Genomic DNA, 21,921 nt, shown 5'->3' on the forward strand with positions numbered 1-21,921 from the left:
GCGGGTGTAGGCAGTAAAGTTCGGAAGCGTGACAGCGCGTATCGAGCGAGTGGTGACCGAGGGCGTCGTCGATGTCGACGGCGTCGAGCACAAGGTCGAGAACAACACGTGGATCCTGGGTGACGACGAGGATGTCATCGTCATCGACGCCGCGCGCGACGCGGAGAAGATCCTGGAGAAGGTCGGCGAGCGGGAGGTGCTGGCGATCATCTGCACCCACGGCCTGCCCGACCACGTGGGCGCGGCCATCGAGGTCGCGGCCAGAGACGAGGCGGTGGTCGCCCTTCACCCGAAGGACCGGCCGCTGTGGCGGCTGACCTGGCCCGACACCTGGCCCGACATCGACATGGAGGACGAGGGCCTGTTCGAGGTCGGCGGCGTCCAGTTGGAGGTCATGTCCACCCCCGGCATCTCCCAGGGTGGTGTCTCGCTGTACTGCGAGGCCCTGGACGCGGTCTTCACCGGCAAGACCCTCCAGGCCGACGGCCCCGGCAGGATCGGCGGTGAGTATCCCGCCCTGGCCGACCAGCTGACGGCGATCGGCGGGCGGCTGTTCACCCTGCCGCACAGCACCCGGGTGCTGCCCGCGCACGGGGAGGAGACGACCATCGGCGACCTGGAGCCCCAGTTCGACGCCTGGCTCTCCGGATCGCTGACCCGCGGCCCCGAGGCGCCGGAAGAGGAGGGTCCGCTCACCGACGGCACGCGCGCGGCGGGAATCCGGCTGAACCTCCGGGACGAACAGCTCTAAATGGATCAGCTTCCCCTGGAGGGCATGCCGCGGCGGCTCTACGCCTGTACGCCGTCGCGGCTGAACAACTGGCTCGACTGCCCCCGCCGCTACCGGTTCACCTACCTGGACCGGCCCGCGCCGCGGAAGGGCCCGGCGTGGGCGCACAACAGCGTGGGCGCCAGCGTCCACAACGCCCTCGCCGCCTGGTGGCGTGAGCCGCCCGAGCGGCGTACGCCCGAGGTCGCGGGAAGCCTGCTCACCAGGGGATGGATCAACGAGGGGTTCCGCGACGCGGAGCAGTCGCGGACCTGGCGGGATCGGGCCAGGGAGATGGTCAGCGGATACGTGGCGAGCCTCGACCCCTCCGCCGAGCCGGTCGGCGTCGAGCGTACGGTCGCCACACGCACCTCCGTCGTCGCGCTCTCCGGCCGGGTGGACCGGCTCGACCGGCGCGGCGAGGAGTTGGTCGTGGTCGACTACAAGACCGGCAGACGCCCGCTCACCACCGACGACGCCCGCTCCTCGCTCGCGCTGGCGGTCTACGCCATCGCCTCCTCCCGGATGATGCGCCGCCCCTGCCACCGGGTCGAGCTCCACCACCTGCCGACCGCCTCGATCGTGGAGTGGGAGCACACCGACGAGTCGCTCGCCCGCCACCTGGGCCACGCCGAGGAGATCGCCGTCGAGGCGTCCGGCGCCGACGAGCGCTACAAGGAGTGGTCGGCCACGGCCCGGCCAAAGGGAGCCGCCCCGACAGCCGGCTCGACGAAGGCGCGCGGCGGCGACCAGGCCCCGCCCGTCGTGCCCCCCGAGATCGACGCGGCCTTCCCACCCCGTACGGGACCCCTGTGCTCCTGGTGCGACTTCCGCCGCCACTGTCCCGAGGGGCAGGCCGCGGGCACCGAGCGCGAGCCCTGGGCGGCCCTCTCCGACTGACGGCGAGGACTCGGCGACGGCATCCCCCGCGCTGAAGCCGAGGGATCCCCCGCGCTGAAGGCGAGGGCCGTCTCACCGGCCCCGCGCCCGAACGACAGGGCTCGACGTCGCGCGCCTTCGCCGGGGCGGCACCCGCTCACCCGGGACGCCGTTCGAAGGCGGTCACGCGACGACCCGACGCCACCCGCCGGGCACCTGGCGGGGTCAGCTCCTGAGACGGCTCTCGGCGGCGTTCCAGAAGCGGATGAGGGCGGCGGCCGTGGTCTCCGGTGCCTCCACCGCGGGAGAGTGGGCCGCGCCGGGGACGACCACGCACTCGGCGTCCAGGCGGCGGGCCATCTCCGCCTGCATGCGCGGCGGCCAGCCGTCGTCGTGCTCGCCGTACAGGACCAGGGTGTCGACCTCGACCTGGGTGAGCTCGTCGCACCGGTCGGGCGCGGTGAGCACCTCGTTGGTCATCGTGAGCATGCCGACGGTCGAGTTGGCGAACAGCCGCTTGCGCAGGAAGGCGATGATCTCGTCGGACACCCCGGAGGCGAGGGCATCGGGCTCCAGCCGGGTGTGCCACAGGTGTTCGAGACCGACTTCGGGCAGCTCCGAGATCATGAAGCGGCCCGCGCGCTCGCGGGGCCCGACGATCGCGGCCGGCCCGGAGCTCATGAGCGTGTAGGACACGAACCGGGTGCGGCCGTCGATGACCGCCTCCCGGGTGACCAGGCCGCCGAACGAGTGGCCCACCAGGTGGATCGGACCCCCGTGGCCGATCACCTGGGCCAGGACGTCGACGTCGTTGCCGAGCGCGGCGCGGGTGTAGGCGCTCCTGTCGTCAGGGCCGTTCGTCTCGAACTGGCCGCGCATGTCGATCGCGACGACCTGGCGACCCGACTGCGCGAGAGTCTGCAGGACCGCGATGAAGTCTTCCTTGCTGCCGGTCAGGCCGGGCACCAGCAGGGCGGGCCATCGCTCCGGGATGCCGCTGACGGGCAGGGCCTCCAGTACGGCGAAGGAACCCACCGCCGTCTCGATCTGGCGAGAGCGGACGCCAGGAGGCAGGGTCAGAAAACGCGGCGTACTCACGTGGCCCCACGATACCTCTCTTGGTGACTGCGCTCCGTGCGTCCGCGAGGGGCCGGGAGCGTGAAAAGGGGCGCTACCGATATGGTCGCGCCCCTTTTCATGGTGGTACTTGCTAGTTGGGGCGACGCGATCCTCGCTGCTGACCGTTGCGTACCGGCGGCCGGCGGCGGCTCTGCACGCGTTCCGAGGCCGCCGAGGGGGCGATCTCGTCATCGTCCGACGCCAGGTCCGGGGACTTGAAGATCACCGAGAACGGGCTCGGAGGAATGATCTTCTCGGGCTGAGGCCGGGGCGCAGGAGCCTCGGCCACGGGCTCGTCGTCCCAGCGCTCCGCCACGATGTCGTCCTCTCTGGGCTCAGCGAACGCCGCGACCCGCTCGTCGGCCCGAGGCGGGGCCGAAGGGGTCTGCGGAGCCGCGGGGACGTCCGCCACCTGCTCGCGGCGGGCGCGGCGCTGCCGGCGAACCGGCTCCTCCGCGACGGGCTCGGGGTGAACCGGAGCCTCGGACGTGCCGGTGAGGCTCACCTCGGGGTTCAGCCCCGCCTTGCGGGCCCTGCCCCTGCGGGGCGCGGCCTCGGGCTGCTCGTCACGGATGTCCCTGGGGGCTGCCACATCCGCCTCCACCTCGGCGATCTCGACGACAGGGGACTGGAGTCCTTCGTCCGCGACCGGCGCGGAAACCTCCCCGCCGCTACGGCCGCCACGGGTGCGACGGCGTTCGCGGGACGTGCGCGCGGGACGCTCGCGGCGCTCCTCGCGATCGTCCTCGCGTCCCTTGCGGGACGGACGGGAGCGGATGCGCCCCGTCTCGCCGAGGTCCTCGACCTCCTCGGCGGCCAGACCCGCCCGGGAGCGGTTGGCGCGCGGCAGCACGCCCTTGGTGCCCTCGGGGATGCCCAGGTCGCTGAAGACGTGCGGGGAGGTCGAGTAGGTCTCGACCGGCTCGGGGAAGGGGAGTGAGAGCGCGTTGTTGATGACCTTCCAGCGAGTGAGGTCCTCCCACTCGACGAAGGTCACCGCGACGCCCGTCTTGCCGGCCCGGCCGGTGCGGCCGATCCGGTGGACGTACGCCTTCTCGTCCTGCGGGCAGTCGTAGTTGACGACGTGGGTGACGTCGTCGACGTCGATGCCGCGCGCCGCGACGTCGGTCGCGACCAGCACGTCGATCTTGCCGTTGCGGAAGGCCCGCAGGGCCTGCTCACGCTGGCCCTGGCCGAGGTCGCCGTGGACGGCCGCGGCGGCGAAGCCACGCTCCTTGAGCTGCTCGACGACCATGTCGCAGGCGCGCTTGGTCTCGCAGAAGATCATGGTGAGACCGCGGCCCTCGCACTGCAGCAGGCGGCCGACGATCTCGATCTTGTCCATCCGGTGCGTCCGCCAGACGAACTGGGTCGTCTGCGGGGTCGCCTCGGCCTCGGCGTCGTTGTTCTCCGCCCGCACGTGGGTGGGGCGGGTGAGGTAACGCCTGGACAGGGCGACGATCTCGCCCGGCAGGGTCGCGGAGAACAGCATCGTCTGCCGCTCCGCCGGGATGAGCTTGATGATGCGCTCGATGTCGGGCAGGAAGCCCAGGTCGAGCATCCGGTCGGCCTCGTCCAGGACGAGGGTCCCGATCTGGCTGAGGTCGAGGTGCTTCTGCTTGACCAGGTCGAGCAGGCGGCCCGGGGTGCCGACGATGACGTCGACGCCCTGCTTGAGCGCCTCGATCTGGGGTTCGTAGGCGCGCCCGCCGTACACGGTGAGGATCCGCGAGCCGAGCTTGCCGGCCGCCGTCACGAGGTCCTCGGTGACCTGGACGGCGAGCTCGCGGGTCGGTACGACGACCAGCCCGCGGGGCTTCTTGCGGTTCTTCCTCGGCTTGCCGACCCGCTGCAGCATCGCCACGCCGAAGGCGTAGGTCTTGCCGGTGCCGGTGCGCGCCTGGCCGATGATGTCCTGGCCGTTGAGGGCCAGGGGGAGTGCCATTTCCTGGATCGGGAACGGCGCGATGATGCCCTCGGTCTCAAGGGCATCGGCGATCTCTGGGGTGACTCCGAGGTCTCGGAACGTCGTCAGCTTGGCCTGCCTAAATCTCCGTTGAAGGCAGGCCTGCCGGGACCACGGGCAGAAAACGTGTCCCCGTGCCGGGTCCTCGCGGAAGGTCCAGCCCTCTCATGTCATCAGCGACCGCTGCGGCGTCACGCCGACTTTTGGGGGCGTCCGGGCGTGGATATCCCGGATTAACACGGTGCGGTCGCACTTTCACAGAGCAGTGTACTCGATACCACAACGGAGAACCGATTTCTTCGTATTCCCGGTGAATCGTGAGGCCGCCGAACTCGTAGGCTGCCTCCATGAGCGATTCCCCTCCCGGCGTCTCCGACCTGCTCGGCGTCCTCGCCTACGCCGAGCTGACCGCGTTCCTCAGGCTCGCCGAGGACGCCACCAGGTACGCCCCCTCGCTGACCGATCAGGCCGCCCTCGGCGGCCTCGCGGCGGCGGAGTACGCGCACTTCGAGTTGCTCCGCGACCGGCTCACCTCCCTGGGCGTGGACCCCGAGGAGGCGATGGCGCCGTTCACCGGGCCGCTGGACGACTGGCACGCCCAGACCTTCCCGGGAGACTGGCTGGAGGCCCTGGTCAAGGCGTACGTCGGCACCGGGATCGCGCTCGACTTCTACCGCGAGGCGGCCGTCGGTGTGGACGACGAGACGCGGGAGCTCGTCGACGAGGTCCTCACGGACGAGGGACGGTCGCAGTTCGCCGTCGAGCGGGTCCGTGCGGCGCTCTCCGAGGATCCCAAGCAGGCGGGACGGCTCGCGCTGTGGGCGAGGCGGATGGTGGGAGAGGCACTGAGCCAGGGGCAGCACGTGGCCGCGGCCAGACCGGAGCTCGCGGCCCTGCTGGTGGAAGCGGTGGGAGAGGACATCAGCCGGATGTTCTCCCGGCTGAGCGAGAAGCACGGCCGGCGGATGGCCGCCCTGGGGCTCACCCCGGGTCCCTGACGGGCTTCCCGCACGTGCCGGGCCCGGGGCCTTCGATCGCCTCCGAGCCTGTTCGCCGGTGGCGGAGAGGGGAAGCCGGTCGGCGGATCACGACACGCGAGGCGGCGAACAGCTGTAGCGTGCGAGACATGAGGGCCTCGCGCCGCTATGGCAGTTCCTTGACGAGATGTGGGCCGAACCGCTGGACTTCGCGTCCCGTGCTGCGCAGGGGAGGTGCGGGCTGCCCGGCGGTGAGCCGGGGGCGGGAGCATCTGCGCCGCGTCAGACGCCCGCGCTGCTGCGGGTTCGGCGAGCGGGACGAGTGCTCGGGCACCTGAGGCTTCGGCACCTGTGGTCACGGCAGCCGGGAGCAGCCGGGAGCGGGGTGCTCTCCGGGCAACCGCCCCGCCAACGGGTGTGCCCGAGCGGGGCGCCCCTCCCGCCGGCTCCGGCGGCGCGCTCGCACCGGATCCGCGGACCGCGCCATGCCGACGAGGGACGACGACCTGGCGCGAGCCCGGAATCCGTCAGAGCGTGCCGCCGAAGCCGACGGGACGCGGCTCCTCCTCGCCGATCTCGATGAAGCCGAGTGAGGCGACCGGGACGATGATCTTTCGGCCGTTGACGTCGGTGATGGTGAGGACACCGCTGCCGGACGAGAGGGCGGCGCTGACCTCGCCCTCAAGCTGCTCGGCCGTGAGGTCGGTCTCCACTACGAGTTCACGGTGCACGGAACGTACGCCGATCTTGATTTCCATCGTGCTCCCTTTTCGATGAGGGTTGCTCGCCCCATGGTGTCCCCAACGAAGGCACGACGCGCCGGTTGATCGCGCGAAGCGAACAGCTGATCGCGGCGAGCGAACAACCGGGCCGCGGCCCGGAGCGCCGTCGGCACCGGGATCTCAGTGGTCGGCGACGGTGCGCGGGAAGCCGGAGATGCCACGCCACGACAGGCGGGCGATGAGCTGGGTGGCCGCGTCCTTGGGAATGGAGCCGTTGCTGCTGATCCAGTAACGGGCGCTGACCTCGGCCATGCCGACGAGCCCGACGCCCAGCAGGCGCGCCTCGTCGCTGGAGCAGCCGGTGTCCTCCTGGATGACCTGACTGATCATCTCGGCGCTCTCCCGGAGGTTGCGCTCCATGCGCTGGCGGACCGGGGCGACGTTGCGCAGGTCCGACTCGAAGACCAGCCGGAACGCCTCCCCCTGGGTGGAGACGAAGTCGAAGAAGGCGCCGATCGCGGCCTGGACGCGCTGCTTGTTGTCCGTGGTGGAGGCGAGGGCGTCGCGACAACGGGCGATCATGTCGTCCACGTGCAGGTCGAGCAGTGCCAGATAGAGCTCCTGCTTGCCGGGGAAGTGCTGGTAGAGGACCGGCTTGCTCACCCCCGCCCGCTCGGCGATCTCGTCCATCGCGGCCGCGTGGTAGCCGTTCTCCACGAACACCTCCTGTGCCGCGCTGAGCAGCTGGCGGCGGCGAGCTGTTCGGGGCAGCCGGGTGCCCCGGGGCTTGGCGTCCGGGGTAGCGGTCACGTGGTCTCCTCGTGTCAAGCTCCTGGCGTCTGGGGCCATCCTACGCGTGGGTAACCCGGGTCAGCGATAGTCGTCCTCGTCGAGCTCGACGGTGCGTCGCTGCTCGAAGGCGTCCGCCGGATCGGCCTCCAGGGGGACGGAGTCGGGCCACTCCGGCTCTTCCTCGCGCGTCGCGCGGCTCTGCTCGGCGGCGTCGGCGGGATTCACCTCCAGCGGGAGGTCGGTGGGCGTCTCCGAGCCGTTCTCGCGCACCGGCCTGTGCTGCTCGGCGGCGTCGGCCGCGGGCGTCTCGACGGAGAGTTCCTCGGGAAGGTCGTCGGCCGTTTCCCCGTGTGATCTGTCGTCCCACGCGTTCATTTCAGACATCCCCTGTCGTCATCCGGGCTTCGGCAAGCTCCCTCTCCTCGCCCGGTTCCGGTAAACGTCGGACAACGCCCAGCGTACGACCTCGGGTGCCGAGTGCCGAGAAGGACGCGGCCTCGGGCCGCCCATGGCGTCGTCCATGGCATCGGCGGGGTTCGGCGGAACGTGTGCGCGGCATCCGGGCCGAGGTGAGGTGTCGGAGGGGTCGGAGGGGAGGGCCGCGCTCGGCCGTCCGAGGGAGTGCCGTGCCGTCTGAGACGTGAGGGAGGGCCGTGGCCTTCGGGGAAACAGGGGGCAGGTGGCTGGAGGAGGGACGCGGAGGGACGCGCAGGTGGCGCGCAGGTGGCGCAGAGGTGGTGCGGAGGGTCGTGTGGCGGGCCTCGGATAACGCGTCGGACAACGCGGAACGGGGGCTCCGCGGCTGGAAAACCGCGGAGCCCCCGCCTGTGATTCGTGAGAAATGAGAATTCGCACTGTGTTGAGAGTCGAAATCCCGAGGAGGTCATCCCCGGCTTTCCATGCTCACCGTTCGGGCCGATGTCCCCGAGTGGGCGGACGCGATCCTGGTGAACACGGGATTCCTACTTCTCGGTAACGGTTTCCGAGCCGCTGCGAAACGCGGTTCCAGCCGTTGTGCCTCGTGTTCCGATCCCGTGTCAGGCGGGGATCAGGACGCGGCAACCGGGCCCTCCGGAGGGCCCGGAGGGCGAGGCGGGGTGTGGTCTTCCTCATGAAGAGGCACGAGGCGGTCGGAGCGGGTCTTGTTGTGCAGACGGTTCCGGTTGCAGCTGTCGTTGTTGAGCGTCAGACGGAAGCGGTGGTGGGTGCGACGGTACTCCCGGTTGCGGCAGCAGCCGCCGCCGCCCCACCAGGTCGTGAAGGTGCCGGCGGTGACCGCGGTGGTCATCGCGTTGGCGCTGGTGACGGTGGTCGCCGCGCCCATGGCGACGACTCCGCCGGCCAGGGCCGTGCTGATCGCGAGCCCTGCGAGAACACTCTTGAACTCGGGCATTGCGTTTCCCCCTTGAAAGGATCGATTTACCAATTTTTGGCATTTACCGTGTGAGTCGGTAATTGCCAGAGATGGTTAGAGATAGCCGGTGATGGGCCATCCCTGCTTGTCATAGTTTCCTCGTATGTCTGCTGACAAACGAAGATCGAAGGCTTTTACCCTACTCTTAGCTATTTATCGTCGATGTTGGATGCTTATTGGTCGCTTTAAAGCGAAATGTATTTAATGTCGGATTTGTTCTTCGGGGAGGAAAGGAGATCCGGTGTCGCCGAGAATGGGACGGTGCGGTTCGCGTCCGTCGAGAGTGTCATCGCGCGGCCCTGGGGCCCGGCGTCTTGGTCGAGCGTCCCCGGAGGGGGCGATTCTCGCCGATCCGCCGATCCGCCGATGGGCCGAACGGGCGTCGGTGTCGCGCTCCGGCCCCGGGAGCGGCCGGTCGGAGGGGGAGGCGGTGTGCCGGGAACGGACATGAATGACGAAGGCCCCGCGGTGTGGAAACCGCGGGGCCTCGCTGTCACTTCGTGAGATGAGAATTCGCACTGTGGTGAGGATCAGGCACCCGCGGATCTCTCCTCGGGGTCCCACTGTCGTCGTTCGGCCGGTTCCCCTGGGTGAGGAGCACGGTCGCGGCGAGCGCGGGGTCCTGTCTCTCCGTTGTCACGGCCTGGAAACCACGGGAAATCGTGGATCCCGCCGTGAGCGATTTTGTTCTCCGAACGCGCCGCGCCCCGGTCGGGGATGCGGCCTCGCTCCGAGGACTAACCGGCGGCGCCCGTGCCGATCAGCGGCACGATGCGGTCGTTGCGGTTGTCGTTGAACAGCTCGTTGTCGTTGTTGTTGTGGTTGTTGATGATCAGCCTGAAGCGCTTGCGGCTGTGGTGCCGGTGGCAGTGGCCACCACCGCAGCAGCAGCGACGCTCGCAGCCGCCGCCACAGGTCGGGAAGGCGGCTGCGGTGACCGTGGTGGTCATCGCGTTGGCGCTCATGACAGTGGTCGCCGCGCCCATGGTGACGATCCCGCCGGCCAGCGCGGTGCTGATCGCGAGCCCTGCCATGACACTCTTGAACTTGGGCATTGCGTTTCCCCCTTGAAAGGACTAAGTATCCCCGTTTTTGACATTTCCCGTATAAGCCGGAAATTGTCAGGGATGGCCGGTGATGAGCCATCCCTGGTTGTCATAGTTTCCTCGCATGTCTGCTGACAAACGGAGATCGAAGGCTTTTGCGATCCTCTTAGCTATTTATCGTCGATGTTGGATGCTTATTGGTCGTTTTGAAATGAAATGCATTTAATGTCCGATTTGTTCTTTGAGGGAACGAGGCGAGGGGGTGGGATGTCTCCGAAGGGCGAGCCGGTGCCGTCCCTGAGCGCGGGTGCCGAGGTGGTGGGAGAGGTTCACGGTCCGGGGGAAGATGCCGGGCGACGGCGGGAAAGGCGGGGCGCGGGAGGTCGTGAAGGACGCGCGAAGGCCCCGCGGTCCGGAAACCGCGGGGCCTCGCTGTCACTTCGTGAGATGAGAACTCGCACTGTGGTGAGAGTCAGGCGCCTGTAGATCTCTCCTCAGGTTTCCGCCGTCGTCGTTCGGCCCGTTCCCCTGGGTGAGAAGCACGGCCGCGACGAACGCGGGGTCCTGTCTCTCCGTCACGGTCTCGAAACCGCGGGAAATCGCGGATCGGGCCGTGAGTGATCCTGTCCTCCGCCGGTGCCACGCCCCCTGCGGGTACGCGACCCCGGGCCGGTGACTACTCGTCGTCGTCGCCGCCGAGGGTCAGGGGGCGAAGAAGACCGTTGCGGTTTTCATTGCGCAGGGAGTTCTCGTTGTTGTTGTGGTTGTTGATGATCACCTTGATCCGGCTGTGGCGACGGTGGTGGCGCCAACCGCCGCCACAGCAGCGGCGGCCGCAGCAGCGGCCGCAACCGCGACGCCAGCCGCAGCCGCCGCCGCAGGTCGGAAAGGCGGCGGCGGTGATCGTGGTGGTCATCGCGCCGGCGCTCGTGGCGGTGGTCGCCGCACCCAGGCCGACGACTCCGCCGGTCAGTGCCGTGCTGATCGCGAGTCCTGCGAGGACACTCTTGTACTTGGGCATGCGTTTCCCCCTTGAAAGGATCGATTACCCCGATTTCTGACATTTTCCGGATAAATCGGAATTGCCAAAGGTGGCTGACTGTGAGCCATCCCTGCTTGTCGTGATTTCCGCCCATGTCTGGCTAGAAACAGGAATCAAAGGGCTTTGCACTGCTCTTATCTATTTATGGCATGTGTTGGACTCTTATTAGTGGTTTTGAAATGAAATGTCCCTAATGTCGCCTTTGTTCTTTGGTGGTGAGATGTGGAGAGGAGGTTCGTCCGCCGACATGCCCCTCGGGGGTCGCGGGCGCGGATGAAACGCCAGCGAATTAATGATGATAAATCGTGCAATAAAAGGCATTTAGTGAAAAATGCGTTATGTGTCTTTCGTGGTAACCGGAGGCTGTCTCCCGGCATCTCGGGGGCCGAACTATCGTGGAAGGGCAGTGGAACGACAGGAGGCGAGTGGTGAACAACCCGATCCCCAACTGGCCGGGTGAGACGATCGACCTCGGCGAACAGCGGGTCCACGTGCGGTCGACACCCCGTGGGCCCTCCGAGACCGCCGTCTACGTGCACGGTCTCGCAGGCTCGGCGACCAACTGGACCGACCTGATGGGCGAGCTGTCCGATACGGTGACAGGCCACGCCCTCGACCTGCCCGGCGCCGGATACTCGCCCGCGCCACCGGACGCCGACTACTCCGTCGACGCCCACGCCAGGACCGTCGCGGCCCTGATCGAGCGGCTCTCCGGCACTCCCGTACACCTGTTCGGCAACTCCCTGGGCGGCGCCGTCTCGGTGCGGGTCGCGGCCACCCGCCCCGACCTGGTCCGGTCGCTCACCCTGATCTCGCCGGCCCTGCCCGACCTCCTGCCCAGGTACGCCCCGGCTCGGGTCGCGCTGTCCACCGTGCCCCGCATCGGCGAGTGGGCCGCGAGCAGGCTCACCCTCTTGCCCGCCGAGCGCAGGCTCGGCGCGACGCTCGCCCTGTGTTACGCCGACACCGGGCGGATCCACCCTGATCGGCTCAGGGAGGCGGCCGAGGAGCTGCGCCGCAGGGACGGCCTCCCGTACGCGGTGGAGGCGATGATCAACTCGGCCCGGGGCATCGTCGCCGAGTACTTCAGGCGCGGGGAGACGAACCTGTGGCGGCAGGCGGCCCGGGTGAGCGCGCCCACGCTGGTCGTCCACGGCCGCCACGACCGCCTCGTCAACCCCCGGATGGCCGCCCGTGCGGTCCGGACGTTCCCGCGCGTGCGGCTGGTGCTGCTGCCCGACGCCGGGCACGTGGCCCAGATGGAGTTCCCCGAGCGGGTGGCCCGGGAGGCGAGGCTCCTCATCGCCGAGACGCGTCTCACACCGGTTGGGGAATGACGGGGGCACCGGGTTAGGTTGTGAGTGGAGCGTGCTGCGCCAGCCGCATCAAGGACCCCTGAAACGGGAGCAGAACTGTGTCGTTGCCACCGCTGGTAGAGCCGGCAGCCGAGCTGACCGTCGACGAGGTGCGCCGTTACTCGCGCCACCTGATCATCCCGGACGTGGGCATGGCCGGGCAGAAGCGTCTGAAGAACGCCAAGGTGCTCTGTGTGGGCGCCGGAGGCCTGGGTTCTCCGGCGCTGCTCTATCTCGCGGCGGCGGGAGTGGGCACGCTCGGCGTCATCGACTTCGACGTGGTCGATGAGTCCAACCTGCAGCGGCAGGTCATCCACGGCCAGTCCGACATCGGCCGCCCCAAGGCGGAGAGCGCCGCCGACAGCGTCAGGGAGATCAACCCGCTGGTCAACGTGGTCGTCCACAACGAGGTGCTCACCACGGACAACGTGATGGAGATCTTCGCCGCCTACGACCTCATCGTGGACGGCACCGACAACTTCGCCACCCGCTACATGGTCAACGACGCGGCCGTCCTCCTCGGCAAGCCGTACGTCTGGGGTTCGATCTACCGCTTCGACGGCCAGGCCAGTGTCTTCTGGGCCGAGCACGGCCCCTGCTACCGCTGCCTCTACCCCGAGCCCCCGCCGCCCGGCATGGTCCCCTCGTGCGCCGAGGGCGGCGTGCTCGGCGTGCTGTGCGCGTCGATCGGCTCCATCCAGGTCAACGAGGCGATCAAGCTCCTCGCGGGCATCGGGGAGCCGCTGGTCGGCCGTCTGATGATCTACGACGCCCTGGAGATGAACTACCGCTCGGTCAAGGTCCGCAAGGACCCCGAGTGCGTGCTCTGCGGCAAGAACCCGACGGTCACCCAGCTCCTCGACGACTACGAGGCGTTCTGCGGCGCGGTCTCCGAGGAGGCGCAGGAGGCCGCCTCCGGCTCCACGATCACCGCCGCCGAGCTCAAGTCCTGGCAGGACCAGGGCGAGAGCATCTACGTGATCGACGTCCGCGAGCCGAACGAGTACGAGATCGTGTCCATCCCGGGCGCCGTGCTCATCCCCAAGGGAGAGTTCCTCAACGGCTCCGCGCTGGAGCGGCTCCCGCAGGACAAGAAGATCGTCCTGCACTGCAAGTCCGGTGCCCGCTCCGCCGAGGTGCTCGCGGTCGTCAAGAGCGCCGGCTTCTCCGACGCCGTCCACGTGGGCGGCGGCGTGCTCAGCTGGATCAAGACGGTCGACCCGAGCCTGCCCACCTACTGAGGCTCGTGTCCGGTATGTCCCGCGCCCCGTGGAGCACGCGCTCCTCGGGGCGCTCGCCGTTCGGGCGGTCCACAGTGGTTCCGGTGGTTCCGCAGTGGTTTCGCCGGGTCACCAAGTGCTCTCCACACTGACGGATCTGGACGGAACGGCGGATGACACCCGCCTCGCCGCATTAAGGTCGGGGGCGTGCATGAAGTCCCACGTCAGCGGCGGCGTTCATGGCCGACGCTGGTCGTGGCCTCGGCCCTCACGATGTTCTGCGCGATCGTGGCCGGGGTGGCGAGCAGTGCCGCGGCGACGGAGCTCACCCGGGGGCCGACCCAGGCGGAGCTCGACCGGGCCGCCCTCGACGAGGTGGCCAGGCGCTGGCAGGCATGGCCGGCCGGGCGCGTCTTTCCCGAGACCGTCACCTACGCCCCCGAGCAGGGCGGCGAGGAGAAGGCCCGCCGGGTGGGCATCTCGCCGGAGACCCGCTGTGACAGGGCGGTCGACGCCCGGCTGCGCAAGGTGCTGCGACGGACCGGTTGCCTGGGCATCCTGCGGGCCACCTACATCGACGCGCTCCAGGGGATCGTCGTCACCGTCGGCGTCGCGGCCTTCGCGGACGAGATCGGCGCCACCACGGCGAGGGCGGCACTGCCCAAGAGCGGCAGGCCCGCGCCGGGGTTGAGGGCGCTCGCCTTCCCCGGCACCGTCACCGACAGGTTCGTCTCCGCGGGGCGCCAGGCGGGCCTCGCCCGGCAGGCGGGCCCGTACCTGGTGATGGCCACGGTCGGGCAGACCGACGGCCGACCGGCGAGGGCGGTCGGTGAGCAGCGGCCGACCCTGTTCGCGTTCACCGGGGACATCGCCGACCGCATTCTCGCCAAGCTGTCCATGCCCGCCCAACCCGACTGTGCCTCCACGGAATGGCGATGCTGACCACGCCGAGGCGTCCGCCCGCCACCGGGACGCCCATGGGGGTGCCTTTGGTGCTCACCGTGCTGGTGGCGCTGAGACTTCTGGTGTCGCCGAGGGTGCTGAGGAACGCGGTGACGCGGGCGACGCCGGTGGTGCTGGCGGCCCTGGCGGTGCCGGTGGTCCTGGTTCCGGCACCGGTCGCGCGGGCCGACGACGTCAGGGACAGCCAGCGGGAGGTGCTGCGAACCCTTGACCTGCCCGCGGCCTGGCAGATCTCCGAGGGCAGGGGGGTGATCGTGGCCGTCCTCGACTCGGGGGTGGACCGCGACCACCGGGATCTCGCCGGCTCGGTGATCGAGGGCAAGGACTTCACGACCGGGGCCAACCCGCCGGGGGTGGAACCCCTGAGGCTGCACGGCACGTACATGGCGTCGCTGATCGCCGGCCACGGGCACGGTCCCGGCGGCGGCGACGGGGTGATCGGCGTCGCGCCCCGCGCGAAGGTGCTCTCCGTACGGGTCATCCTGGAGGACGAGGAGCCCGGTTTCCGGGAGTTCAACACCGCCGAGCGCTACGAGAACGTGGTGGCCAGGGGCATCAGGCACGCGGTGGACCGCGGCGCCGACGTGATCAACATGTCGATCTCCAAGGAGCTGGCGACCAGGGAGGAGCGGTCGGCGATCCGGTACGCGATCTCCAAGGGGGTCGTGCTCGTCGCGGCGGCGGGCAACGAGGGCGCGGAGAAGCCGGACGCGAGAGGTCACGCCCCCTACTCCTACCCGGCGGCCTTCCCCGGGGTGGTCTCGGTCGCCGCGACGGACCGCGGGCTGCGCCGGGCCTCGTTCTCCAATCGGAACCCCTCGGTCCTGGTGGCCGCGCCGGGGGTGGACATCCTCGGCGCCGGGCCTGGGGACGAGTACTGGGTCGGCCGGGGCACCTCGCAGGCGACCGCCCTGGTGTCGGGCGTCGCCGCCCTCATTAAGGCAAAATATCCAGATATGTCGCCCGTGCTGGTCGTGCAGGCGATCACCGCGGGAGCCACCCGGCGGCCCACCGGCGGCTACGACACCGATACGGGCTTCGGCGTCGTCAACGCCACCCGGGCACTCGCCGCCGCCGCCAGGATCTCCCGGCACACCCTCACCGCCGAGGGGGCCGGGGGCGCCGGTGGGCACGACCCCGCCCGCCCGCTGGGCAGGGCGGTCGAGCCCGTGCGGATCGTCCACCGCGACCGGGACCGGATCACCCTGTACGGCGGGGTGGCCGTGGCCGCCGGACTCGGCGCGGTCGTCTCCCTGATCGTGCTCGCCGTGTGCATCGGCCGTACGCGCTCGTCGGAGATCGTCGAGGAACCCGTGCGGGACCCGTTCACGGCCCCCTGGCCGTGAGCCTCCGGCCTGACCCTGGACGTCCGGGCGGGAGAGCGCCGCGAAAATACACTCCACCGATAGGGCGGAGAGGTCCTTCGACGTAGCATCGGAAGTATGTCGCAGCAAGGGCGGTCCCGGGAGCCGGAGCGGCCCCTGGGGACTCCCGCCCCCCGCGCGCGCGGCGGCTGGCCGCCGTCCGGTTCACGGGTGGGCGGCACCGGCGGCGCCGGAGGCGGCCGGGGTCGGCGAGCGCCCGCGCCCGGTGCGTCCGCCCGGCGGGCCCGGGTGCGGTCCTGGCCCGCGGCGGGCCGCGACCGCGAGGCGGTCAGGCGGGCCGAGCTGGCGACCCTGGAGCAGGGTGTCCACTTCCGTACGATCTTCCTGATCCTGGTGGGCACGATCCTCGCCATCGCCGCCACCAACGTGCTGACCGGCACGGTCGGGCTGGTGCGCGAGACGAGCTCACGCCCGCTGACCGCCGCCGAGCAGGCCCGCTACATCCAGGACGACATCGCCAGGCGCTGGTACACCTGGACCGCCGACCTGGTCTTCCCCGTCGAGTTGCAGTACATCGGCCTCGGCAGGGTCCAGCAGTACGCCCGCAGGGTCGGTCTCGCCCCCGAGGTGGCCTGTGCGGCGGGAACGGACGCGCCGGTGGGATCGGTGCTCTCCGAATACGGCTGCCGCACCCTGCTGCGGGCCACCTACGTCGACCAGACGTCCTCGTTCGTCTTCACCGTGGGCATCGCCGTGCTCGACAACGAGGAGCGGAGGCTCGCCGCGACCGCGCAGCTGGGCGTGGACGACCGGGTGGGGGTGCGTCCCGTGGCCTTCCCCGGCACGGCGACCGAGCTGTTCGGGGCCGCGCAACGCCAGCGCAACGCCTGGGTGGGCGTCGGTCCCTACATCGTCTTCTCCACCGCCGGTTACACCGACGGGCGCACCCGGGCTGCGGTCGCCCCCGAGGAGATCCTGCACAGCGAGCTGTGGCCCGCGGCCCAGGCGGTCGCCGGGCGCATCGCCCGTGCCCTCGGCGACGAGCCGAGCGCCGTGCCCCAGTGCACCCAGGGGAACGTGTGCTGAGGCGGCGCCGGTTCCGGGCGGCGGGAGTGCTGGCTGTGTTCTCTGTGCTCTGCGTGGCGGGTCCGGCGCTCGCCGGGCCGGTGTCGGCCGCCTCGCCGGTGTCGGCACCGTCTGTTTCCGTACAGCCCGGGGGGGCCGCGGACGTCCGAGAGGACCAGCGCTGGGTGCTGGAGATGCTCAACGCCGGGGAGGCGTGGAAGGTCACCAGGGGCGCGGGCGTCATCGTGGCCCTGGTCGACAGCGGGGTGGACGACCAGGTCGCCGAGCTGCGGGGGCGGGTGATCTCCGGGCCGGACATGGGGTCGATCCAATTCGACAGGGACGCACCGGACGCCGGGCGGCACGGCACCGCGATGGCCTCGCTCATCGCCGGGGCCGGCAAGGGGGAGGAGGGCCTGCTCGGCGTCGCGCCCGAGGCGAGCATCCTCTCGCTGCCGCTGATCGTCGAGGAGCGGCCGGAGGACGGCTCCTCCGCGCCGCCCGAGGACCTGCGCTCGCGCGCAGACAGCCCTCTCGCCCGCGCGATCCGCTACGCCGCCGACCACGGGGCCAAGGTCGTGAGCATGTCGCTGGGCGCCTACGGGCCGCACAGGACCGAGCGGGAGGCGGTCTCCTACGCGCTGTCCAGGGGCGTGGTGCTCGTCGCGGCCGTGGGCAACGACGGGGATTCCCAGTACGCCATGGACAAGGCCACCTCCTTCTGGAACTTCCCCGCCGGATACTCCGGGGTGATCGGGGTGGGCGCGGTGGACGATCTGGGCAGGCCGGCGACGTTCAGCAGTGACAACCTCTCGGTCCTGGTCTCGGCGCCGGGCGTCAATGTTCCGGTGGTCGTTCCCGGTGGGGAGTACGGGTCTTCTGAGGGGACCAGTTCGGCGACCGCGCTGGTGGCCGGCGTCGCCGCCTTAATAAAAGCAAAATATCCGGATATATCGCCGCAAATGGTGTCGCAGGCCCTCACCTCCACGGCCACGTCCCGACCCCGCAACGGCTACGACGACCACGTCGGGTTCGGCGTCGTCGACGCCGCGGCCGCCCTGGAGGCGGCGGGCCGCCTCGTGGCCGGCGCGAAGGAGGTTCCGGTTCCCGAGGGCAAGCACTTCGGTGACGGCACCCTGCCCACCGAGCCCAGCAGGCCGGGCCCGGAGCCCGTGCGCCTCTGGCTGTACGGCACGGGCCTCGTGGCCGGCCTGCTCGCGTTCGCGGGGGCCGTGGTGATGCTCAACCGGCACTCCGGCAGGGGAGGGCAGGCGATGGCGGCCCCCGAGCCGATCCGGCGCGGGAGATCGCGGAGGTAACCGTGTTCGACGCCGATTCGACTGCGATTCGAACGCGTTTTGGACACCGTTCGGATGCGGCAGCCCAGATGTCGGGATTCATACCCGGAATACCTGGAAGGTTCGATAGTCTCGCGCCTTATGGGGTACGAGTTGCGCGTGGAGCGCCCTGCGCCTCTCGCCTTCGCGGAACTCGCGACTGTGCTGGGGCAGGCGGGGTTCGAATTCAGGGGTTCACAGGAGTCGGGAGAGATCCTGGCCCGTCACAATGGCGCGGTCCATGCCATAGCGGTATGGGACGGTCGGCTTTCCGGCACGCCCGGATCCGACTGGCAGGTGGCCCAGCTGGCGCGGGTGTCCGCCCTCCTGGGGGCGCGGCTCGTCGGCGAGGACGGCGAGTCCTACGCGATCCGCGGTGGCCTGGTGGAACAGCTGAACGGCTCCGCGGCCTACGAGTTCGGCAAGCTCGACGAGATCCTCTCCGCCGGACCGACCGTATGGAGCCAGTAGGCCACCCCACCCCGTACGCCGAGCGGGTGCTCGACCTGGTCGAGCGCATCCCGCCGGGGATGGTGATGTCCTACGGCGACATCGCCGAGTATCTCGGCGAGGGAGGTCCACGCCAGGTCGGCAGGGTGATGTCCACGTGGGGCGGGGGCGTGCCCTGGTGGCGCGTCGTGCACGCCGACGGCACCCCGCCGCCCGGTCACGAGCAGCGGTGCCTGGTGAGCTGGCGCGAGGAGCGGACCCCGCTGAGGGGTACGCGCGCCGACATGCGGGCGGCCAGATGGGACGGGAAACCGTAGACGGTACCAAGGGACCGAGCGGGAAACCGGCTAGATTACAAATGCCTGTAAATCCTTCAAGCCCGTAAATTACCGCGTAACCGGCCCTGCTGTGGCGCACTAACATGGCCTAGGACAGCGCTCTGTCCGAAAGGCGGTGCCTTCTCCATGGCGACCGGTGCCACTCCCGCACGAGCCGGCGGCGACCCCGTCGCCGATCGCCTGCGGGCTGTCCAGGATCTCTGCGACCGGGGAGAACCACTCGACTCGATCATGGAAGCGGTGCTGGCAGACGGACTGAAACCGGTCGAGCGACGCCGTTTCGACGCCGACGCGCTGGCCGGCCCCCTGGGGTCCAGGCTGGAGATCGCGGCCAAACGAGGAGCCGCCAAGCGCCGCGAGTTCGTCACGCTCCTGAAGCCGTACGTCACCGGCGTCGACCCGAAGGTCAAGCGTGACCTTCCGGTCGCCCGCAGGATCGCCTTCCACCTGATCGAGCACCGGGAGATCGACGAGCTCGCCGACGGCGACGCGCTGCGAAAACTGGTCACCGCCGCGGCCGAACCGTCCAGACGCGTCCGCAAGAGCCTCAGGTGGTACGCCGACCTGCCGCTCCAGGACGAGCTGCCCGAGGCCCTGTACCGCCTGCGGGCGGCCGACCTCATCCCGGTCACCCAGATCGAGGACATCTCCTGGTCGGGTGGCCGTCTGCATGTCAGCGGGCACGCCTACCTGGCCGGACTGTCCGTGCGCAGCCGCCGCTTCAACCGGGCCACCGTGGTGCTGCGCGGCCCGCGCTGGCTGCCGCCGGTGCGGCTTCGCACCCGCAGGGTCTTCCACCCCGAGGCGACCCACGGGGCGGAGGAGGCGGGCTGCAACTACGACTGGTCCGGTTTCACCGCCGAGATGAGCCCGTGGCCGCTGCGCTGGCGTTCGGCCGTGCGGGCCGTGGTGCGCGGCGGCAAGCGCCTGCTGCGCCGCCGCGAGACCGTCCAGGACACCACCACCTGGCGCGCCGAGATCGTGATCTGGAGCCGTGGCGCCCGCGCGGGAGGTCTGCTGCGTGGCCCCTCCACCGGCCGCACCGAGCGTCCCGCGGGCCTGGACCTCGGCAAGGGCTGGTGGATCCGTCCCGTCTGGACCTCCGACCGTGCCCTCCAGATCGTGCTGCAGCCCACCCGGGCCGAGCTGGTCGGCGTGCGGCTGGTCGGCGAGCGCCTGGAGGTCGAGGTCTTCCTGCCGGGCAAGGAGGTCAACAGGGGACAGGCCCGCCTGGACGGCCACCGGATCGCCGCCGACTTCACCCCCGGCGAGGGCGGCACCACCGTCGTCGTGCCGCTCGCGACGGCCTCCCTGCTGCAGGAACGCGACGGCGGCAGGCTCTGGATCGAGCCCAAGGGCGACCCCGCGGCCTCCGTCATGATCGGCAAGGCCCAGGAGAGCCGTACGGTCGTCGGTGACCGGGAGATCACCGTGCTGCGCGACCGGCGCGACCGCGTGAGCGTCTCCGCGCACCGGATCCGCCCGGTCGTCACCGCCGCGACCTGGGACGAGGGGGGTGTGCTCACCCTGGAGGGCTCCTACCCGGGTTCCGGTGAGGCCGCGCTCACCCTCAAGCACCGCAGCGGGCTGATCCACGCGATCCCCCTGGAGCGCGAGGACTCCCGCTTCACGGTGAGGCTCGCGCCCGCCGCGATGCCCCGTTTCGGCGACACGGCCCCGCTGAACAGCGGCACCTGGAGCATGGCGGTGCGCGACGCGGCCGGGCAGATCGTCCCGTTCCGCGTCGACCACGCCATCCTCGACGGGCTGGACGAGGAGACGAAGATCCGTGACGGTCGCGAATACCGCCTGATCTCCACCCGCTTCGACATCCCCGTGCTCTCCGTCGCCGAGCACCTTCCCGACGACGAGAAGGGCGCGGGCGGTCTGTACGCCCTGCGCCGGCACTTCTATCCCGCCGAGCGGACCCGCGAGCTGAACGACGCGACCGTCTACGTCGCCTACGACGGGCGGCAGTACGAGGGCAGCGTCCGCGCGGTGTACGAGGAGCGCGTGCGGCGCGGCGACACCGGCGAGCACATCTGGGTGGTCAAGGACGGCGCGTTCGTGCCGCCGGGCCCCGACAGGCTCGGTTTCGGCACGGGCGAGGGGCCGACCGTGGTGCGCGCGGGCAGCCGCGAGCACTACGCGGCGCTCGCCCGCTCGCGTTACGTGGTGACCAACGGTTTCCTGCCGCCGTGGTTCCGGTCCCGCGAGGACCAGGTGGTGGTGCAGACCTGGCACGGCACCCCGGTCAAGCGCCTGGGCAACGACCTGCCGCACATGTCCCGCGACCCCAAGCCGCCGGCCTGGCACCGGCAGGCCGTCGAGGTGCGCGGCTGGGACCTGCTGGTCTCCCAGAGTCCCTGGGCGACCCGCGTCATGCGCAAGGCGTTCGGCTACCAGGGCGAGGTCCTGGAGAGCGGCTACCCGCGCAACGACGTGCTCGTCGCCCCCGACCGCGATGAGCTGGCCGCGGCGGTGCGCGCGCGGCTCGGCATCGCCGAGGGTGCCAAGGTGGTGCTCTACGCGCCGACCTACCGCGACTACGACCGTAAGAACGCCTCGATCCGCCTGGACCTGGCCGAGGCACACCGGGTGCTCGGGCCCGGCCACGAGTTCCTGATCCGGGGTCACTCGATGCAGGCGGCACCGAACGTGCGCGCCGGCCTCGGCCGCGACGTCACGACATATCCGGATATCACGGATCTGTTGTTGATCGCGGACGTGCTGATCACGGACTACTCGTCGGTCATGTTCGACTTCGCCGCGACCGGCAGGCCGATGCTCTTCTTCACCTACGACCTGCAGCGCTACTCGTCCAAGCGGGGCATCTACCTCGACCTCGCCGCCGAGGCCCCCGGCCCGCTGCTGTCCACCGGGGCCGAGGTCATCAAGGCCCTGAAGTCGATCGACGAGGTGGCCGCAGCCCACGCCGAGAAGTACGACCTCTTCCAGCGCACCTACGTCCCCCGCGACGACGGCAAGGCGACGGCGAGGCTCGTCGACCGCGTCTTCTCCGCCTGACCTTCGCACACCGGGCTGGATGATCCGCCGGTTCAGGGGGCCGTTTCCCGAAGGCGGCCCCCGAAACCCGCCGACTCGGCACGATCATCGTCCGGGATCTGGTGGAATGGCGAGT

The 21,921-nt window shown here is 70.1% G+C and carries 20 protein-coding genes; 12 read left to right on the plus strand and 8 right to left on the minus strand.

Annotated elements, in window-relative coordinates; all coding sequences use genetic code 11:
• Nucleotides 1–28 precede the first annotated feature (28 nt).
• Together AB0B90_RS22235 and AB0B90_RS22240 are read left to right on the plus strand one after the other, a co-directional pair.
• Nucleotides 29–751, plus strand: coding sequence for an MBL fold metallo-hydrolase (locus AB0B90_RS22235; protein WP_350947883.1), 723 nt, complete (start codon nt 29–31; stop codon nt 749–751).
• Nucleotides 752–1,669, plus strand: coding sequence for a PD-(D/E)XK nuclease family protein (locus AB0B90_RS22240; protein ID WP_350947882.1), 918 nt, complete (start codon nt 752–754; stop codon nt 1,667–1,669).
• A 204-nt stretch (nt 1,670–1,873) separates the two neighbouring features.
• Here AB0B90_RS22240 and AB0B90_RS22245 read toward each other — a convergent pair whose 3' ends face one another.
• Both AB0B90_RS22245 and AB0B90_RS22250 read right to left on the minus strand, forming a co-directional pair.
• Nucleotides 1,874–2,746: an alpha/beta hydrolase gene (locus AB0B90_RS22245; protein ID WP_350947881.1), complete on the minus strand. Its 873-nt coding sequence runs from the start codon at nt 2,744–2,746 to the stop codon at nt 1,874–1,876.
• A 112-nt stretch (nt 2,747–2,858) separates the two neighbouring features.
• Nucleotides 2,859–4,712: a DEAD/DEAH box helicase gene (locus AB0B90_RS22250; RefSeq protein WP_350947880.1), complete on the minus strand. Its 1,854-nt coding sequence runs from the start codon at nt 4,710–4,712 to the stop codon at nt 2,859–2,861.
• Between the two features lie 368 nt (nt 4,713–5,080).
• Between AB0B90_RS22250 and AB0B90_RS22255 the strand changes: the two genes are divergently transcribed.
• Nucleotides 5,081–5,731, plus strand: coding sequence for a ferritin-like fold-containing protein (locus AB0B90_RS22255; RefSeq protein ID WP_350947879.1), 651 nt, complete (start codon nt 5,081–5,083; stop codon nt 5,729–5,731).
• A gap of 506 nt (nt 5,732–6,237) precedes the next feature.
• On the opposite strand, the gene AB0B90_RS22260 is transcribed toward AB0B90_RS22255, so the two are convergent.
• The 6 genes from AB0B90_RS22260 to AB0B90_RS22285 all read right to left on the minus strand — a co-directional run bounded on the left by AB0B90_RS22260 (nt 6,238) and on the right by AB0B90_RS22285 (nt 10,705).
• Nucleotides 6,238–6,468 (minus strand): DUF3107 domain-containing protein, encoded by a 231-nt coding sequence (locus AB0B90_RS22260; protein WP_350947878.1) that lies wholly within the window; start codon nt 6,466–6,468, stop codon nt 6,238–6,240.
• A gap of 144 nt (nt 6,469–6,612) precedes the next feature.
• Nucleotides 6,613–7,242, minus strand: a complete 630-nt coding sequence (locus AB0B90_RS22265; protein WP_350947877.1) for a TetR/AcrR family transcriptional regulator — start codon at nt 7,240–7,242, stop codon at nt 6,613–6,615.
• A 60-nt stretch (nt 7,243–7,302) separates the two neighbouring features.
• On the minus strand, nt 7,303–7,599 hold the full coding sequence (locus tag AB0B90_RS22270) for a hypothetical protein (protein WP_362924408.1): 297 nt from the start codon (nt 7,597–7,599) through the stop codon (nt 7,303–7,305).
• A 673-nt stretch (nt 7,600–8,272) separates the two neighbouring features.
• Nucleotides 8,273–8,617, minus strand: coding sequence for a hypothetical protein (locus tag AB0B90_RS22275; protein ID WP_362924410.1), 345 nt, complete (start codon nt 8,615–8,617; stop codon nt 8,273–8,275).
• Nucleotides 8,618–9,375: 758 nt separating this feature from the next.
• The gene (locus tag AB0B90_RS22280; protein WP_350947874.1) at nt 9,376–9,693 is read right to left on the minus strand and encodes a hypothetical protein; all 318 of its coding nucleotides are present in this window, start codon (nt 9,691–9,693) and stop codon (nt 9,376–9,378) included.
• A 667-nt stretch (nt 9,694–10,360) separates the two neighbouring features.
• Nucleotides 10,361–10,705, minus strand: coding sequence for a hypothetical protein (locus AB0B90_RS22285; protein WP_350947873.1), 345 nt, complete (start codon nt 10,703–10,705; stop codon nt 10,361–10,363).
• Between the two features lie 449 nt (nt 10,706–11,154).
• Here AB0B90_RS22285 and AB0B90_RS22290 point away from each other — a divergent pair, with 449 nt between their 5' ends.
• From AB0B90_RS22290 to AB0B90_RS22330, 9 genes are all read left to right on the plus strand, one after another.
• Complete coding sequence (locus tag AB0B90_RS22290; RefSeq protein ID WP_350947872.1) at nt 11,155–12,063, plus strand: alpha/beta hydrolase; 909 nt, start codon at nt 11,155–11,157, stop codon at nt 12,061–12,063.
• Nucleotides 12,064–12,140: 77 nt separating this feature from the next.
• On the plus strand, nt 12,141–13,322 hold the full coding sequence (gene moeZ / locus AB0B90_RS22295; protein WP_350947871.1) for an adenylyltransferase/sulfurtransferase MoeZ: 1,182 nt from the start codon (nt 12,141–12,143) through the stop codon (nt 13,320–13,322).
• Between the two features lie 186 nt (nt 13,323–13,508).
• Entirely contained in the window at nt 13,509–14,243 is a 735-nt protein-coding gene (locus tag AB0B90_RS22300) for a hypothetical protein (protein WP_362924413.1), read from the plus strand.
• Nucleotides 14,237–15,610: a S8 family serine peptidase gene (locus tag AB0B90_RS22305; protein WP_362924415.1), complete on the plus strand. Its 1,374-nt coding sequence runs from the start codon at nt 14,237–14,239 to the stop codon at nt 15,608–15,610. The genes AB0B90_RS22300 and AB0B90_RS22305 overlap by 7 nt, the downstream gene beginning before the upstream one ends.
• A 96-nt stretch (nt 15,611–15,706) precedes the next feature.
• Nucleotides 15,707–16,675 (plus strand): hypothetical protein, encoded by a 969-nt coding sequence (locus AB0B90_RS22310; RefSeq protein WP_350947868.1) that lies wholly within the window; start codon nt 15,707–15,709, stop codon nt 16,673–16,675.
• A gap of 35 nt (nt 16,676–16,710) precedes the next feature.
• Nucleotides 16,711–17,973: a S8 family serine peptidase gene (locus tag AB0B90_RS22315; RefSeq protein WP_350947867.1), complete on the plus strand. Its 1,263-nt coding sequence runs from the start codon at nt 16,711–16,713 to the stop codon at nt 17,971–17,973.
• 138 nt (nt 17,974–18,111) lie between these two features.
• Entirely contained in the window at nt 18,112–18,462 is a 351-nt protein-coding gene (locus tag AB0B90_RS22320) for a hypothetical protein (protein ID WP_350947866.1), read from the plus strand.
• Complete coding sequence (locus AB0B90_RS22325; protein ID WP_350947865.1) at nt 18,450–18,758, plus strand: MGMT family protein; 309 nt, start codon at nt 18,450–18,452, stop codon at nt 18,756–18,758. Before AB0B90_RS22320 ends, AB0B90_RS22325 begins: the two co-directional genes overlap by 13 nt.
• Nucleotides 18,759–18,905: 147 nt before the next feature.
• On the plus strand, nt 18,906–21,806 hold the full coding sequence (locus AB0B90_RS22330) for a CDP-glycerol glycerophosphotransferase family protein (RefSeq protein WP_362924418.1): 2,901 nt from the start codon (nt 18,906–18,908) through the stop codon (nt 21,804–21,806).
• Nucleotides 21,807–21,921 lie beyond the last annotated feature (115 nt).

Source organism: Streptosporangium sp. NPDC049078, assembly GCF_040648855.1.
GTDB lineage: Bacteria > Actinomycetota > Actinomycetes > Streptosporangiales > Streptosporangiaceae > Streptosporangium.